Annotated in this window: 14 protein-coding genes; 9 read left to right on the forward strand and 5 right to left on the reverse strand. The window is 65.9% G+C overall.

Annotated elements, in window-relative coordinates; genetic code table 11:
- The first annotated feature begins 246 nt into the window (after window positions 1–246).
- Window positions 247–1374 carry a DUF389 domain-containing protein gene (locus FYJ68_RS09255; protein WP_154435997.1) on the forward strand — a complete coding sequence of 376 codons (1128 nt, stop codon included), beginning with the start codon at window positions 247–249 and terminating at the stop codon, window positions 1372–1374.
- Between the two features lie 792 nt (window positions 1375–2166).
- On the opposite strand, the gene FYJ68_RS09260 is transcribed toward FYJ68_RS09255, so the two are convergent.
- Window positions 2167–3513, reverse strand: coding sequence for a solute carrier family 23 protein (locus FYJ68_RS09260; RefSeq protein WP_154435999.1), 1347 nt, complete (start codon window positions 3511–3513; stop codon window positions 2167–2169).
- Between the two features lie 211 nt (window positions 3514–3724).
- Between FYJ68_RS09260 and FYJ68_RS09265 the strand changes: the two genes are divergently transcribed.
- Complete coding sequence (locus tag FYJ68_RS09265) at window positions 3725–4084, forward strand: hypothetical protein (protein WP_154436001.1); 360 nt, start codon at window positions 3725–3727, stop codon at window positions 4082–4084.
- 99 nt (window positions 4085–4183) lie between these two features.
- Window positions 4184–5599: a DHA2 family efflux MFS transporter permease subunit gene (locus tag FYJ68_RS09270; RefSeq protein ID WP_154436003.1), complete on the forward strand. Its 1416-nt coding sequence runs from the start codon at window positions 4184–4186 to the stop codon at window positions 5597–5599.
- 369 nt (window positions 5600–5968) lie between these two features.
- Here FYJ68_RS09270 and FYJ68_RS09275 read toward each other — a convergent pair whose 3' ends face one another.
- Window positions 5969–6397, reverse strand: a complete 429-nt coding sequence (locus FYJ68_RS09275) for a hypothetical protein (RefSeq protein ID WP_154436005.1) — start codon at window positions 6395–6397, stop codon at window positions 5969–5971.
- 311 nt (window positions 6398–6708) lie between these two features.
- On the opposite strand from FYJ68_RS09275, the gene FYJ68_RS09280 reads away from it, so the two are divergent.
- From FYJ68_RS09280 to FYJ68_RS09305, 6 genes are all read left to right on the forward strand, one after another.
- Window positions 6709–7419: a YoaK family protein gene (locus FYJ68_RS09280; RefSeq protein ID WP_154436007.1), complete on the forward strand. Its 711-nt coding sequence runs from the start codon at window positions 6709–6711 to the stop codon at window positions 7417–7419.
- 120 nt (window positions 7420–7539) lie between these two features.
- Window positions 7540–8046: a flavodoxin gene (locus FYJ68_RS09285; protein ID WP_229772168.1), complete on the forward strand. Its 507-nt coding sequence runs from the start codon at window positions 7540–7542 to the stop codon at window positions 8044–8046.
- A gap of 112 nt (window positions 8047–8158) precedes the next feature.
- Window positions 8159–8890 carry a carboxymuconolactone decarboxylase family protein gene (locus FYJ68_RS09290; protein ID WP_154436009.1) on the forward strand — a complete coding sequence of 244 codons (732 nt, stop codon included), beginning with the start codon at window positions 8159–8161 and terminating at the stop codon, window positions 8888–8890.
- Window positions 8891–9821: 931 nt separating this feature from the next.
- Entirely contained in the window at window positions 9822–11261 is a 1440-nt protein-coding gene (locus tag FYJ68_RS09295; RefSeq protein WP_154436011.1) for a sensor histidine kinase, read from the forward strand.
- A gap of 5 nt (window positions 11262–11266) precedes the next feature.
- Entirely contained in the window at window positions 11267–11980 is a 714-nt protein-coding gene (locus tag FYJ68_RS09300; protein ID WP_154436013.1) for a response regulator transcription factor, read from the forward strand.
- A gap of 238 nt (window positions 11981–12218) precedes the next feature.
- Window positions 12219–12878 carry a DedA family protein gene (locus FYJ68_RS09305; protein WP_154436015.1) on the forward strand — a complete coding sequence of 220 codons (660 nt, stop codon included), beginning with the start codon at window positions 12219–12221 and terminating at the stop codon, window positions 12876–12878.
- Window positions 12879–13159: 281 nt separating this feature from the next.
- Here FYJ68_RS09305 and FYJ68_RS09310 read toward each other — a convergent pair whose 3' ends face one another.
- From FYJ68_RS09310 to FYJ68_RS09320, 3 genes are all read right to left on the reverse strand, one after another.
- The gene (locus tag FYJ68_RS09310; protein WP_154436017.1) at window positions 13160–13435 is read right to left on the reverse strand and encodes a hypothetical protein; all 276 of its coding nucleotides are present in this window, start codon (window positions 13433–13435) and stop codon (window positions 13160–13162) included.
- Between the two features lie 505 nt (window positions 13436–13940).
- The gene (locus FYJ68_RS09315) at window positions 13941–14543 is read right to left on the reverse strand and encodes a hypothetical protein (protein WP_154436019.1); all 603 of its coding nucleotides are present in this window, start codon (window positions 14541–14543) and stop codon (window positions 13941–13943) included.
- A 738-nt stretch (window positions 14544–15281) separates the two neighbouring features.
- Window positions 15282–15452 (reverse strand): hypothetical protein, encoded by a 171-nt coding sequence (locus FYJ68_RS09320; protein ID WP_154436021.1) that lies wholly within the window; start codon window positions 15450–15452, stop codon window positions 15282–15284.
- Window position 15453 lies beyond the last annotated feature (1 nt).

The following is a 15453-nucleotide window of genomic DNA, read 5'->3' on the forward strand; positions in this document are numbered from 1 at the left end:
GGCGTTGCCGGCAGGTTCTCCGATCCAGGGGCGTGGTTGTTCGTCGGAGGTTCCCGCCAACGGTGCCCCGCCAAAGTGCCCTGGCATGCCCGCGGGGTGCGGGCGCCCCTAAGCTGCCGTCGACGCGTCTCAGTCCGTCTCCTCTCTGCTCTTTGGGGAACAAGGACGGGTGAGAGGGTCTCTCCCCAACGCGGCACATCCCAAGCCAGGCGAGAGGTTTCCTCTCCCGGCTTGAGGGGGAACGGCATGGCGCAAGGCTCGGGCAAGGCAGACGGCAACGTGGGACGGCGTGTGCGCCCCGTTGCCCATGCGTTCGCGACGCTGAGGCGCCGCCTGAGGAACCTCCTTAACATCCGCGAGGGACGCGCCTCGTACCTGGTCATACGTCGCCGTTTTGTGAACGGCGCCCGCCTGGACGGCACCCACCTGTGCATCCTGGTGGTGGCCATGCTCATCGCCTGCATCGGGCTCAACACCAACTCGACCGAGGCCATCGTGGGCGCCATGCTCATATGCCCGCTCATGAACTCGGTCCTTGCCATCTCGTACGGGGTGGCGACTGCGGACCGCAGGGTCTTTCGTACCGCGCTGGAGGGCCTTCTGGTGCAGGTGGCGTTCTGCCTGGTCACGTCCACCATCTACTTTAGGCTCACGCCGTTGGTGGTCGAGACGAGCCAGATCCTGGATAAGTCCACGCCCACGGTGTGGGACCTCATGATCGCCCTTGCCGGCGGCTTTGCGGGTGGGCTCGGCAACTCCCGTCGCCAGGAGCCGGCGACCATCATCTCTGGCGTGGCGGTGGCGACCGCGCTGATGCCGCCGCTCTGCGCCGCGGGCTACGGGATCGCAGTGGGCAGCTTGACGCGCTTCCTGGGCGCAACCTACGAGTTCGCCATCAACGTGGTGTTCATCGCGTTGGCCTGCGAGCTCGTGCTCCTCCTCCTGCGCGTGCCGCTCGCCCGCGACCTGGGTGAGGACGGCGAGCCCAAGCAGGTTGCGACCGCCGCCACCCGCGAGCGCGCGCGTCGGATTCGCTGGAGGGTCGTGGCGGCGACCGTGGTGTTTGCCATCCCCTGTGTGCTGCTCACGCGCAACGTGGTGAGCGCGCAGGCCACCCAGGGCAGGTCAGTCTCGCCCACCGAGGAGCGCTACGAGGCGTCGCTCACGGCAGACGAGATCAAGGCCATCTGCCCCAGCCTGCAGGGCTACAGCGTGGGGGAGGAGTACGCGGGGCACTCGGGCCGCGACGCGCGGGTGGTGGCGCACGTGAGGACGTCCGAGGCGCTCTCGGTGGATGATCGAACGCGCGTGGAGCGGCTGATCCGCGTCCACGTGCCCGACCTGGACCACGTGGAGTACACGACCAGCGGGTGATGGCGCGGGGGAGAGGGGCGGCGCGTCTCTCCCCCTGCTCGAATTGCGAAAATCACTACGGGCTGTCTCAACTGTCCGTGCGGGCACCGATTTCTCTAAGCAATTACCCCCGGTTAGCCGCGTGGACCTGGGTGCGTTACCCATCCTTCGAGGATGCCGGCGCGTGATGCTTAGCGATGCTAGCCCTCGTGTAGATCTGGATGCCTGGTGCTTAGCCGCACTAGGCCTCATGGGGATTTTGGTGCCTGGTGCTTAGCGTCGCTAGCTCTCAATGTGAGTTGTGCTGGCGAAATCACCACGAGGCCTAAGAACGTTAAGCATTCGGTTGCAGAATGTGCAAGAGGTTTAAGAGGTCTAAGCATTTCAGCGTGGAATCAGCATGAGGGCTAGGGACATTAAGCACGTGGGCCCCAGATCACACGAGCTCGGGGCAGGTTAGGCGCGTCGAGGCTTAACCTGTGCGGTGGGGGAGAAGCCCTGGGCATTTCGGTCGCGACCGCCTTCGCATGGCGCAAAGCGCACCGTGACCGTCGCCCCCCCGCCCGCCCGTGCGCACGGTGAGGGGTACCGTGACCGTCACCCCCCGACTGCCCTAAAGGACCCCGCCCTCTTTGAGCCCTTTCTCGTTCTCCATGTCACTCCCGATTCCACGTCTGCCTCCAGCCCCGTCATGATTCCACTGCTCCCAACCACCCGCCTACAGCAGTGGGGCCGCCGCCCCCACGTTGGGTTGCGACGGCCCCGCCTTGGCCGGACAAGCATGTGAGCGGGCACGGGCCCGCGATGCCACGCCTATCTCGCCTGCGAAGCCTCCCTGCCATCCGCCTTGGCCTCGACCTCAACGTCAGCTGCATCGGCAGCGACGCCCTTGCCCTCGCCAGGGTCTGCCGGCATGGGCAGGATCAGGTTCATGAGTATGCCCACCAGCGTGGAGGTTGCCATGCCGGGCAGCGCGTAGTCGCCGATGGGGATGGAGATGCCGGAGGTCTCCATGCCCACGCCCAGGATCACGACCACCGAGGCGATCATGAGGTTGCGGTTGATGCCAAAGTCGACCTTGTTGGTCACGTACATGCGCAGGCCGTTGGACGCGATGAGGCCAAACAGCAGCAGGCTCACGCCGCCCATGACCGGGGAGGGGATGGAGCGTATGAGCGCCGCCAGCTTGGGGCACAGGCCGCCCACCACCAGCGCGAAGCCGGCGGCGTACCAAAAGACCTGCGTGGAGTACACGCGGGTCACGCTCATGACGCCGATGTTCTCGGCGTAGGTCGTGGTCGGGGGTCCGCCGATGAAGCCCGAGATGACCGTGGAGATGCCGTCGCCGGCAAGGGAGCGCGGCAGCATGGGGCGGTAGTCCTTGCCCACGATCTCGCCCACGGCAAGCAGGTGGCCAATGTGCTCGATCACCACGACCAGGGCGACCGGCCCGATGAGCGCGACGGCGCCCCAGTCCCACTGCGGGTGGTGCAGGGTGGGCAGGCCAATCCAGGCGGCCTGGACCACGGGCGAGAAGTCGACCATGCCCATGGCCAGGGCCACCAGGTAGCCCACGATGATGGCGAGAAGGACGGGCACGGTGCCGATGAGGCCGCCCATGCTGGAGAAGACCACGGCGGCGAGCAGCGTGATCGCCGCGACAATGGCGCCCGCCGCATAGAAGCTGGTAGTGCCGTCGGCGGCGGTGGTCTGGAACGCCATCTTGGCCGCGGTGGCGGAGAGGCCCACGCCGATCACGACCATGACCGAGGCGACTAGCACGGGTGGGAGCAGCCGGTCGAGCCAGCCGGTTCCCACCAGGTGGATGATGCCCGCCACGGCCAGGAACACCAGGCCTGCCACCACGACGCCCGAGAGCGCCGCGTCCAGGCCCTTGCTCGCCCCGATGATCACGATGGGGCTGATGAACGCGAACGAGCTGCCCAGGTAGCTGGGGATCTTGTTGCGCGTGACCAGCAGGTAGCAGATGGTGCCGATACCCGAGCACATGATCGCCAGGTTGGGGTCCAGCCCGGTGAGCACGGGGACCAGCACCGTGGAGCCAAACATGCTCATCATGTGCTGGATACCCAGCGGGATGGCGCGACCGACCGACACGCGGTCGTCCACCCCAATGATCTCTCGCGTCTCTCTCGCCATGCGTCTCCTTTCCTCGTTGCCGCCTCGTCGTCGAGCGCGGGGCGGTCGCACGTAAGCGCCTGCACAAATATAGGTGAAGGCATTGACGGGATACGCTGTTGGCCGGTCTTTCGTTTGCCAGCTGCAACCTGCGTGACCCAGCGGGAACATATGCAGTGTGCGAGAACGGCCGGGCGAGACGATCCTGGTTCCGGCGGGGGAGGCGGGCTACATGGACGAGAGGGACCTCATCCTCAGGCTTGCGGGTGGCGCGCTGGCCACGGCCATCGTGCTGGGCGTCGTGTTCCAGGTGTGCGAGCTTCTCGGTCCCGTGGCACGGGCGGTTGCCTGCGCCGTCGGCCTCGTCGCGATGGTCGCCTTCCCGTTGGGGGAGATGCGCGCCATCCTCGGGCCCACCGCGCGGCCGGGGCGCGGCTCGTGGGCGACCATGGTCGCGCTGCTCGTCACGCTGGGCATCCCCATGGTCGTGCTCGGGATGCAGGGACGGCTCGACGGCGGCACGGCGGCCGTGCTGGCGCTGCTCCCGGGGGTGGCGCTTCTCGCCACGCTCGGACGTGGGCTCCGTGGCTGACAGTCAGCCTTCGTTCAGGTTGGGTCCCGAGGCCTTCGCGCTGACGAACATGGCCTAGAGTCTCCCGTTGCGTACCGGAAGATTCGAAGGGACTGCAAAATGGAATACGAGCGAAGGCTGGACGTCAGGCTGGTGCTGTCCGTGGTGGCGGCGGGCATCATGTCGTTCTCGGGGGTTGTGGTCGAGACCGCCATGAACGTGACGTTTCCCACCCTCATGGCCGAGTTCCACGTGGGTACCTCGACCGTGCAGTGGATGACCACGTCCTACCTGCTCGTGCTCGCGGCGATCGTGCCCACCTCCGCCTGGATGTCGCGCCGCTTCCCCACAAGGCGCGTGTTCCTGGTCGCCATGGTGTTCTACATCTCGGGTATCGCGTGCGGGGCGTGTGCTCAGAGCTTTCCCATGCTGCTGTGCGGCCGCATCCTCGAGGGATGCGGCACCGGCATCGCGCTGCCGCTCATGTTCAACATCATCCAGGAGCAGGCACCGCTCCAGAACATGGGTACCATGATGGGCGTCGGCAGCTTCGTCACCGCCATGGCGCCCGCCATTGGGCCGTCGCTCGGCGGGTGGGTCGCCGAGAACCTGGGGTGGCGCTGGATCTTCATCGGGCTGCTGCCCGTCCTCGCCGTCGCGCTCGTGATGGGGGCGACGACCATCCGCCAGAGCCACCAGACCGGTCCCGCCCCGTTCGACGTTGCCGGCTGGGTCACGCTCGTGGCGTCGTTTGCCTCCCTCGTGTTCGCGACCAGCGGTGCGGGCGAGAGGGGCTGGGACAGCCCCGACGTGATAGCCCTCCTCGTGGCGTTCGTGGTGCTTCTCGCCCTGTTCCTGCGCAGGACCAGGGAGCGCGCCCGCGACGGGAGGGCCGTGCTTGTCTCGCCCAACGTGTTCTCCCGCCGCGGCTTCTCGCTCTCCGTCCTCGCCCTGGTGCTGGTCCAGTTCTGCGTGCTGGGCCTGAGCTTCCTGCTCCCCAACTACTCGCAGCTGGTCATGGGCCACGGGGCCACCGAGGCTGGCTCGATTCTCCTCCCCGGCTGCGTGGTGGGTGCGCTTCTCGCCCCGCTCTCCGGCAAGATGCTGGACACGCTGGGGGCAAGGCCGCCGATCCTCGTGGGGAGCCTGTGCATGCTCGCCGCCAACGTGCTGTTCCTGGTCACCGCCGGCGGCGCCGGGCTCCAGACGGCGGGCGCCATGGGAATCTACGTGCTGTTCGCGTTTGGGCAGGGCCTCTCCATCGGCAACACCATGACCAACGGACTGTCGTTCCTGCCCGGCTCCGAGCGCCCCGACGGCAACGCCGTCATCAACACGCTGCAGCAGCTCTCCGGAGCCGTGGGGACCAGCGTCGTGACCACCATCGTGCAGGCGTCACAGTCCGCAGCCGGCGGTTCGCAGCTTTCGGCGTCGACCATGGCGGGGACGGGGAACGCGTACCTCGTGCTCGTGGTCGTTGCCGCCGGGGTGCTGGTCTCGCAGCTGGGTGCGCTCTCGTCCCCGCGCAAAGTCTAGGGGAGAGGGGCGGCCGTTCCGGGTTGCCGCCGGTTGCGCCGCCCGTCATGGCTCAGTCGTAGTGATTGCGGTTGATTTTCCCTGACAGCAACGGGCGTCGCGGACGTTGCGGAACTTAAAGTCCGAAGAAGGGGAGAAGGGTCACCTACGTCCTCGTGACCCCTCCCCACGGCTTTCCGCGTATGCGGGGTGGTGGGTTGGGGGTTAGTGGCATTTTGGAGTTCAAGTCTCTCCCGCAGGTTAGAGGCCCTTCGACCCCGCGAGACCCAAACGGCCCCTCCGCGATCTATCGCGGAAGGGGCCGTGAAGCCAGCGGATGTGGGCGCGAGGCGGATGCCTAGCTCTTCTCTCCTAAAAAAGAGTGAGCACCTACGCCCTGGGCTCGGCGTCGAGCATCGCGCGGATGGCGTCGTCGCTGCCAGATTCCAGCGCGCCGAGGGAACGGTACAGCCACTCGGCTAGCTGCGGGGAGGGCTCGCTCGCAAGCGGGGACGAGGCAAAGTCAAACAGGACGTTGAGGAGCCTGGACCCGTCGGCAGAGAGCGCGCTGGGGTCGGCGCCCTCGTGGGCGGGGACGGCACGGTGACCGGCGACGTGCTCCACGAAGCCGCGGACCTGGCCGATCTGCTCGGAGATGCCCGCAGGCTCCTTGGGGGCGCTGGCGGCGCGCAGGGCATCGGTCACGACCTGTGCAGGGGTGCCGCAGGGCACGAAGCCGGGTACGTCGTCCATGGCGGCGGTGATGGTCGAGCCGAGCGCGATGGTCGCGTGGGCAAGCTCGTTCTGAAGGGAGGTCATTCGTCGCTCCTTTGGGATGGGTTCTCTGTTGTCGCAACGACGGTACACGCATCCGCCCCATAAAACTGTTGTCTTCACAACAGTACGCCCCACAGGTCGAGAGGTGCGGTGGACAGGGCCCCGAACCCCGCCACTGCCAGCGGGTTGACCTGCGGCGACGTTGGCTGTCCCTCTCGCCTGACCCTGGCCCCGCATTTGTAGGGTCGGCGGAGGCGACGAATCGACCAGGTTACGGATTCTTCCGAAAGCCTCGAGCGAGAGTAACTTTCTCCGCTTGTGTGCCACCAAGACGAGAGGGGAGCCCAAGGTAGATGACACAGGCGGGGTATCTGGAGTGCGAGAGGCGCTGGGTGTACTGGCTTCTGATCTTGGTTGCGGGGTGGTATGGGGCGTACACGTTCTCGCTGCGTGGCGGTGTGTTCTGCAACGCTCAGACCGCCAACGTCGTCCTGCTTGCGATGGCGGCTGGCAACGGCAAGTGGCTCAATGCCTCCTACCTATTGCTCCCTATCAGTGCCTACCTGTTTGGGTCGTTTCTCTCCGAGTGGATGGGCAAGTCAATCAAGCGCCTGAACCTCCTGCGATGGGACACGCTCCTGGTTGCCCTTGAGGTCGGAATGGTTGTGTTCCTTGCCCTGATGCCGGCAGACTGGCCCGACCAGATCTGTCAGGTCACCCTCAACTTCGCCTGCGCCATGCAGTTCAACACCTACCGGCAGGTCGAGGGCGTCCCCGCCGCCACCACCTTCGTGACCAACCACATAAGGCAGATAGGCTCAAACCTCGCCAAGCTTGCGCGCCACCCGCAGAGCGAGGCCCTGCGCAACCGAGTCCTGACCCATGCCTCGCTCCTGGGCTTCTTCGTCGTTGGCGCGATCGTCTCGACCGTGATGTGCCGGACGTTCTCGTACGTGTCGCTCCTGGGCGCACTCGTTCCCCTTGGCGTGGTCCTGGCGGGGCTCCTCCACGCGGACCTGGTCTCTGAGCGTGGCCAGCTCGCCGCCGTTCCGCACGGGCACTAGGAGTTGGAACTTTGCGCGACGAGCATTATCCAGTGTGGCAGGCGCCATTCTTGCAAAGTCTCCAAGTTATCCTTGACCTAAAGTGAGGTTTAGGTCTGAGAATCATCCTCGAGCAAGAAGATGAATGAAAGCAAGGGGATGGTCGACTTGGCCAAGAGACTCGTGGCGTACTTCAGCGCAACCGGGACCACGGGCAGGGTGGCGGAGCGTCTCGCAAAGGCAGCGGGCGCCGACCTGTACCAGATAGTTCCTGCAAAGGCTTACACGAGGGCGGACCTCGATTGGAATGACGCGTCGAGCAGGACCTCGGTCGAGAAGGGCGACGAGTCCTCGCGCCCCGCCCTGGCAGGAGGGGTACCCGACGTCAGCGGCTACGACGTCGTCTTCGTGGGCTTCCCCATCTGGTGGTACGTGGAGCCGCGCATCGTGGACACCTTCCTCGAGGCATGTGACCTGTCCGGCAAGACCGTGGTCGCCTTTGCCACGAGCGGTGGGAGCGGTATCTCTGGGGCGACGAAGCGCATTCGGACGATCCTGCCCAAGGCGCGCGTGCTCGAGGGGCGCGCCCTCAATGGAGCACCATCCCAGCGCGAACTTTCTGACTGGGTTGATGGGCTGGGGCTGTAGCGCCATTCGACGGGGTGATGCTCCGCGCGAGCGGTGAATCCGTGGGAGGGCCGAGGAAATCATGCAAGCGGCGGGGCGGCAAGCCGCTCTCCGCCAACAGAGAGGAGCAATCATGAAGCAGACCGCGGGAAGGGACCAGCTGGGCCAGATCGCCCCGCTGTTCGCGCACCTTAACGACGACGTGCTGTTTGGGGAGGTGTGGGAGCAGGATGCCATCGATGCCAAGACCAAGTGCATCGTCACGGTCGTCACGCTGATGGCGTCGGGCATCACCGACTCGTCGCTCAAGTACCACCTGCAGAACGCCAAGGCTCACGGCGTCTCGCGCGACGAGATTGTGGCGGTGGTGACCCATGCCACCATGTACTGCGGCTGGCCCAAGGGCTGGGCGGTGTTCCGCATGGTCAAGGACGTCTGGGGCGACGAGCCCGCCGACCCCAACGCGCCACATGGCCTCTCGACCGTCTTCCCCATGGGCGAACCCAACGACGCCTATTCCCAGTATTTCGTCGGTCGTAGCTGGCTTGCTCCGCTCGGTGACCCGCAGCTGGGCGCCGCTAACGTCACCTTTGAGCCGGGATGCCGCAACAACTGGCACATCCACCACAAGGGTGGCCAGGTGTTGATCTGCATTGCCGGCAGTGGCTGGTACCAGGAGTGGGGCAAGCCCGCGCGCGCCCTCGCCCCCGGGGACGTGGTGAGCATCCCGCCCGAGGTCAAGCACTGGCACGGCGCGGCCGCCGACTCGTGGTTCCAGCACATCGCGCTCGCCGTCCCCGCCGAGGGTGCCAGCGCGGAGTGGCTCGAGCCCGTCTCCCGGGAGGACTACGAGGGCCTGGAGTAGGGGAGAGACCCGAGGCGCTGCGTGTCGGCAGCCCAACCCGTCGGCATCCGCAGGTTCTCGAGGTCGAGGAAGATGCCCGGCTGTTTCATCCCCCCGGTAGGGCACCCTCCCTACGACCTCGGGCAAATCCGAGGTATCGCCTCGGTGCTTGGGAGATGCGAGCAGGCCGTCTGCGTGAACGATCGCGTGGGCGGCCTCTCGCCACGGCCCGAACGTTGGTCTGACGCCAACTGGGCAAACGTGGGCCGGCCCGTCGCCGGGAGGCCGCGAAGGTGCTCGCGCGAGCGATCTGCCACCATGATTAAAAGTCTGATTGGCTGCCGGCGGGAGAGACGGCGGGGCGGCGGGCGCTGGGGGCCATGCCTGCTGAGGAATCTCGAGTTGTGGCAATCGGAAAGCCGATTCCGCCCAGGAAAGCGGGGCATTGGCAGCCCAGGGTCCGTCCCAGGGCCCGTTACGGTTCCACAACCCCACCCAAGCCCGTCACCTAGCGTGCATTCGAACGCCCCGATTGCCACAACTCGCATTTCCTCAGCACCCCTGCTCCCTCAGCGGCAAGGAGAGAGTGCACACATAGGGGGTTCATTGCCAATAGGGCTACCGTGGGGGGCACCCGACTTGCTGCCGTGGCCCTCCCTCGCAGCAAGGGGCTCTAAGGAGGGGCCGTAGAGGCCTGTCGCACGTGGAGGGGCAGGCTTGCCCGGAAGGATGACGACCGCTCCATTCTTGGCCTATTGACTCCCTATTGGGATAGTTGTGGCTCGGAGCCTTGGTGGCTAGATTCTGGGGAGGTCTCCCGCGTCGGTAGGCTCGTTCCGCGTGTACACATTCTCCGAGGGAAGCGCCGTAAACTCTGTCTGACGGGCAGCGGCGCCCCGCACGTCTCGCCCCGTGCCGCCGCCCGACGACCCCAAGCGAAAGGAGGGCGCAGATGCCGCGCCTCTCGACCATACGGCAGCGCCTCCGCCTCTCCAACGTCCTGACCCTGCTCGTCCCCCTCTGCGTGTGCGTGGCGGTCGGCCTTGCCTGCATCGGGGTGTTCCTGGTGCAGGTGCGCGGGGGGCTCGACCTGGGAATCAGCGACGCCGAGGACATGACCACGCTCGGGCGGATCGTCTCGGAGTCGGCGGGCCACATCCTGGACGGGCCACAGGCTGAGAGGGACGGCTCCCTCTCGTCGCTCGCCAAGAGCGTCGAGGGCAGCGGGGCCGTGCTCCAGGTGTACGACGGCTCGGGCGGCCTCGTGTTCAGCTCTGGCACGCCCGCCGAGGAGAAGGCACTACTGGCATCGGCCCGGGCGCTTGACGACACCAACGGCGTGCTGGTCTCCGCGGCGGGGACCAGCCTGTACCTCCACGCCGAGGGCTCCTACCACGTTGCCCTCTTTGGCCACTACGCCGAGGTCAGGGGGCACGCCATCAAGCGCGCCATCGCCATATCGGCCCTCGTGGTCCTTGCCGCGGCGGTCGTCTCCACGCTTGCGATGGACCGGCTCGCCCGCCGCCTGGTGTACGACCGCGTGACCGATGGCCTTACGCGGCTCGCCGACGGCGTGGCTCGCATCGCCGACGGCGAGCTGTCCTACCGCATCGACTATCCCCGGCAGGACGAGTTTGCCCCCATCTGCGATGACTTCAACCAGATGGCGGAACGCCTGGAGGAGGCGGAGCGCCGCGGCATCGACGAGGAGCGACGCCGCCGCGAGCTTATCGCCGGCATCAGCCACGACCTGCGGTCGCCCCTCACGTCGATCCGGGGCTACGTGGAGGGCCTTCTCGACGGCATCGCCTCCACTCCTGATCAGCGCGAACGCTACCTCCTGACCATCCGGCGCAAGACCAGCGAGCTCTCGCGCCTCGTGGAGGACCTCTTCCTGTTCTCCAAGCTCGACCTGGACGACTACCCCTGCGACCTCGTGACGGCCGACCTGCGTGGCTCGGTCCACGCCATCCTGGACGACCTTGCGCCAACCTACGACAAGGCGACGCTGCGCATCGTCGAGGAGCCCGGGGAGCGTGTGGAGTGCCGCCTCGACCGGGCCCTGCTGCAGCGCTGCATCACAAACGTCGTGAGCAACGCGGCCAAGTACGACGCGGGCGGAACCCTCACCGTGCGGGTGGGCGAGAGGGACGGCGTCGCCACGGTCGCGCTGTGCGACGATGGGGAGGGGGTCCCCGAGGAGGAGCGCCGGTGCCTGTTCGACGTCTTCTACCGCACCGACCCCGCACGTCAGCACACGGGCTCTGGCTCTGGCCTGGGCCTGGCCATCGTTGCGCGTGCCATGAGGAGGATGGGTGGCACGGCGGAGGCGGGCGAGTCTCCCACGGGCGGGCTCGCGATCCTCCTGCGCTTCCCTACGACGAAGGGGTGAGGCGGATGGAACGTGTCCTGATCGTGGAGGACGACGAGGACATAGCCCTCCTAGAGCGTGACTACCTGGAGGTCGCCGGCTTTGGCACCGAGCTTGCCGCGACGGGGCCGGAGGGGCTGCGCATGGCGTGCGAGGGGGACTTTGCCGCCGTGGTCCTGGACGTGATGCTCCCGGGGTTGAGCGGATACGAGGTCCTGAGGGAGCTGCGAGCAAAGGGCTCCGTTCCCGTTCTGCTCGTGACTGCGCGATCCGACGACATCGACCAGATCCGCGGCCTGGGGCTTGGCGCGGACGACTACGTGACCAAGCCCTTCTCGCCCTCCGTCCTCGTGGCAAAGGTCAAGGCCGCCATCGCGACGGCGCAACGCCACCGTCAGGCGGCTTCGGGCAGCGTGGCGGACGGCGGGGGAGAGGCCCGTCGCCTCACGGCCGAGGGGCTGGTCGTGGACACCGGCAGCCACGAGGTGTGGGCACGGGGCAGCCTGGTGGAGCTTACCAACCGCGAGTACGGGCTCCTCGCCTTCCTTCTCGCGCACAAGGGGACGGTCTTCTCGCGAGACGCCCTGTACGAGCGGGTGTGGGGGCTCGACGCCATCGGCGACGGGGCGACCGTGACCGTACACATCAACCGGCTGCGCGAGAAGGTTGAGGCCGACCCGGCCCACCCCGCCATCATCCAGACGGTGCGCGGGGCGGGCTACATCGTGCGCAACGACTGAGGGGCTGCGGGATTTGGTCGGGGCCGGATGGCGCCATGGTGGGGGAGGGGCTGCGAGTCCGTCCCCATGCAGCGCCGTCCGCGCCCAGCCCGGCCAAGAGTCTGGGTTCTGACCTGCGGGGATGCGACTCTCTCACCTTGCGCCGCGACTTTATCCAGAGTTTATCCTGCCGTTGGGAGGCCGTTAGGGCGCCTCCGTAGTATGGGGACTGTCATACAGCCCATCACGGAGGTTCCCCATGCAGGACGCGGTCTTCTCCTTCATCTCGCAGTTTGGCTACGCCGCGGTCGGCTGCCTCATCTTCTTCGAGAACGTGTTCCCACCCATCCCGAGCGAGCTCATCCTGCCGCTTGCCGGCTTCTTCTCGCGCACGGGCGACCTGTGGCTCCCGCTCGCCATCCTCGCCGCCACCATCGGGTCGCTCACCGGCGCGTACGTGCTCTACGCCATCGGCACCAGGCTCGACGAGGAGCGCCTCTCCCGCATCCTCTCGTCCAGGCCCGCCCGCATGCTCGGCTTTGAGGAGACGGACGTCCGTGCCGCCTTTGGGTGGTTTGAGACCAAGGGGCAGAAGACGGTCCTGATCTGCCGCTGCATCCCCATCGTGAGGAGCCTCATCTCCATCCCCGCTGGCATGTCGCGCATGGGGCTGGGCAGGTTCTCGCTCATGACCTTCGTGGGTTCGCTCGCCTGGAACACGGTGCTCTGCGGGCTTGGCTACTGGGCCGGTGGCGCCTGGCAGCAGGCGGCATCTGGCGCGGCGAGCGTGATCGACATCATGTCCTACGCCGTCATCGCCGTATTTGGCGTGGCCGCGCTCGTGTGGTTCTGCCGCAGGATCCTCCCCCGCATCAAGGCCCAGGGAACGGCATCGCAGGACCCCGCCTCCGAGCGCTAGGGCAGGGTGAGGCGACGTACGGCGCAGATCGAGCTCAAGCCATTTGACTGCTTAGACGCGAGCCTCATGCTCCCCGGGAGGAGTCCCCAGGAGGCAGTCAGGTACTACGCCACGTTCGGAGGTACCCCTTACTACCTGGCACAGGTAAACCTCATTGTCCGATGCACAGCAAAAGACGCGCCGTGCCATGGATTCTCATGCACGGTGCGTCACGTACTCTTGTTGGATTTATTCTGCCTCGGGACGCCATCCCCGTCCCTTCTCTGCAGGAGTCCTTTTGGTTAGACCCTCACCAATCCCGGCTCCCCACGGTATGCCCCCGTGCACAGGTCGGTGACAAGTGCCACGACCTCGTCCTCGGAGTCGCGCACGCCGCTCTCGAAGTCGACCAGGTACGACGTGATGGGGAGCGAGTCCCGTGCCGCCTCGGCGTTCGCCGTCTCCGTGAGCGAGAGAATTGCCGCGCGAGACGCGCTGTACAGCCCCAGCCCCGGGCCCGCCTGCAGGCCAAACCGAGCCATGTTGATCACCACGCCATGGCCTTTGCCCTCTCGCATCGCCCTCAGTGCGATTGCGGCGCAAGGACCACGAACTCGCGGCATCGCTCCGTGTCCATTCCTCACCACTTGCCGCAATGCGAGACCCCATGTGACGCAGCGTCAGATGGCTGACGGGCAGATTGTATCCCACGAAACCGAAAATTTTTGAAGGGCGGAGGACACTGCGTTTCTCGATAGAGAGCGTGCTCTGCGGAGGGTTCGAAGCAATCTTCCTATTCGTGCCGAGCTTCCGGCTTTGCATGCATCGATAGCCAATCTGCATGTATGGGAGTGTCATTTTTGTGGCAGAACGATGCGCAGAGACATCATATTGGAGAGCCAAGGGCAACTCCTATAATTGTCTCAGCGTGTCGGGCGCTTACGTGGGGGCTGGACAAAACATGAAGAGCAAGCGGGATAAGAATTCTTCCAACAAGAAGAAGCGGAAGAGCGCGCTTCTCAAATTTACTGCCGCGACGGGAACCTTCATCGGGACCACGATGATGGGGCCAGGTAACACCGTCTACGCGCAGGAGATGGACTCTGCGAGTACGGACAGCGAGACGGAGGAGCTTGAGAGCGCCGCCACCGCCTCCCAGACGGTGTCGGAATCCGTTGCGACGTCGCAGGAGACCGTCGAGGTTCCACAGTCCCAGAACGTGAGCGCCGCCAGGAGTGCCGCCCCGGCTCCCCAGTCCCAGTCGTATGCAGAGTCGGATGCTGCGGGCTCGGAGGGCAGCCAGTCCGACGAGGCTGGCTCCGAAGCAAACCAGGTTACCGTCGAGTCGCAGGCGAGTGCTGCCTCCGCGGGCAACGAGGGCTCTGACTCCCAGGTCGGCAGCGATGCAAGCCTTTCTGAGAGTCTCTCGACATCCGCCAGCGCCGAGGCCTCCACGTCTGCTAGCGCCTCATCAAGCCAGGAGACGTCCGAGAGGGACTCGGCGGCGGAGAGCCTCTCCACCCAGAGGAGCGCGTCCGTCTCTACGATCGAGAGCCAGCAGTCGAGCGAGGCCGACTCAATAGCTTCTGCAAGCGAGTCGGCGGAGCAGTCCACCGTCCTCTCGACGAGCGCCGTGACCTCCGTCTCGGAGTCTGCCTCGGCAGAGCGCTCCCAGGAGGAGTCCACGCTCGTCTCCCAGTCCGAATCCGCGGAGTCTGCGTCCGAGTCCCAGAGCGAGTCTCTCTCGATTGCCGCCTCCGAGGAGGCGTCGAGGACGCAGAGCGTCTCTGCCAGTTTGTCCCAGACCGTGAGCGAGGCAAACTCCGCCTACGCCTCCGCTTCCACCTCGTTCGCTGAGGCGGGCCTCCAGAAGCAGTACCTGGAGGAACTCATCTCTCAGATTGAGGTTGCGAGGCAGCACCTGAAGGCGATTCAGGAGAGGGCGCTTGTGGAGAACAGGTCGCTTGCTGCTGATTCCGCGTACTGGAGGGCTGGAGACGAGCTGGCAAACCTTCTGGTGAAATATAGCTTCTACCAGGATGGCCAGGTTACGAAGATCGAGTACGGAACCTGGGAGAAGAAATCCGGCAACGCCAACTACGTTCACGTTGTCTACATCGACAAGTATGGGCGCGTCAGGGACGCCTACTTCGACTACATCACTGTTGACAAGGACGGCAACGCCCTGATGGACAGGAGTGGGCGTCAGCTGTCCCACTACTCTGACCCGTCGCAGGTCAGCGGCATCATGGTACTGAAGAAGAAGCCGGTATATGCCTGGCCAGGTTACCTTGCTGGCTTTACGGATGACAAATGGGGCGCTTCTGAATACACGAACGCTGCAGGCGAAACGCAGAGTGGCTACTTCAGCACGAAGGGCAACTACTACTTCTCCGAGGCTGACTACGAGAGGGGCAAGGACAGCTACTCCCACGACAGGAGTGAGCTGACCTCGGTGTCGCACTCCGCCAGTGCGGCGCAGTCGCAGGCGGATTCCGCGAGTGCGTCGACGAAGGCATCCGAAAGCGCAAGCAGGTCTGCAAGTTCGTCCCTGAGCACCGAGGCAAGTGCGAGTGCGTCGGCATCTGCCAGCAAG

Source organism: Olsenella porci, assembly GCF_009695875.1.
In the GTDB taxonomy this organism is placed as follows: Bacteria; Actinomycetota; Coriobacteriia; order Coriobacteriales; family Atopobiaceae; genus Olsenella_H; species Olsenella_H porci.

Bases quoted from the DNA above. Each gene is read 5' to 3' on its own strand.
- FYJ68_RS09310 (WP_154436017.1), bottom strand. From the start codon at position 13,435: ATGCGAGAGGGCAAAGGCCATGGCGTGGTGATCAACATGGCTCGGTTT.
- FYJ68_RS09275 (WP_154436005.1), bottom strand. From the start codon at position 6,397: ATGACCTCCCTTCAGAACGAGCTTGCCCACGCGACCATCGCGCTCGGC.
- FYJ68_RS09270 (WP_154436003.1), top strand. From the start codon at position 4,184: ATGGAATACGAGCGAAGGCTGGACGTCAGGCTGGTGCTGTCCGTGGTG.
- FYJ68_RS09280 (WP_154436007.1), top strand. From the start codon at position 6,709: ATGACACAGGCGGGGTATCTGGAGTGCGAGAGGCGCTGGGTGTACTGG.
- FYJ68_RS09295 (WP_154436011.1), top strand. From the start codon at position 9,822: ATGCCGCGCCTCTCGACCATACGGCAGCGCCTCCGCCTCTCCAACGTC.
- FYJ68_RS09285 (WP_229772168.1), top strand. From the start codon at position 7,540: ATGAATGAAAGCAAGGGGATGGTCGACTTGGCCAAGAGACTCGTGGCG.
- FYJ68_RS09265 (WP_154436001.1), top strand. From the start codon at position 3,725: ATGGACGAGAGGGACCTCATCCTCAGGCTTGCGGGTGGCGCGCTGGCC.
- FYJ68_RS09260 (WP_154435999.1), bottom strand. From the start codon at position 3,513: ATGGCGAGAGAGACGCGAGAGATCATTGGGGTGGACGACCGCGTGTCG.
- FYJ68_RS09300 (WP_154436013.1), top strand. From the start codon at position 11,267: ATGGAACGTGTCCTGATCGTGGAGGACGACGAGGACATAGCCCTCCTA.
- FYJ68_RS09255 (WP_154435997.1), top strand. From the start codon at position 247: ATGGCGCAAGGCTCGGGCAAGGCAGACGGCAACGTGGGACGGCGTGTG.
- FYJ68_RS09305 (WP_154436015.1), top strand. From the start codon at position 12,219: ATGCAGGACGCGGTCTTCTCCTTCATCTCGCAGTTTGGCTACGCCGCG.
- FYJ68_RS09290 (WP_154436009.1), top strand. From the start codon at position 8,159: ATGAAGCAGACCGCGGGAAGGGACCAGCTGGGCCAGATCGCCCCGCTG.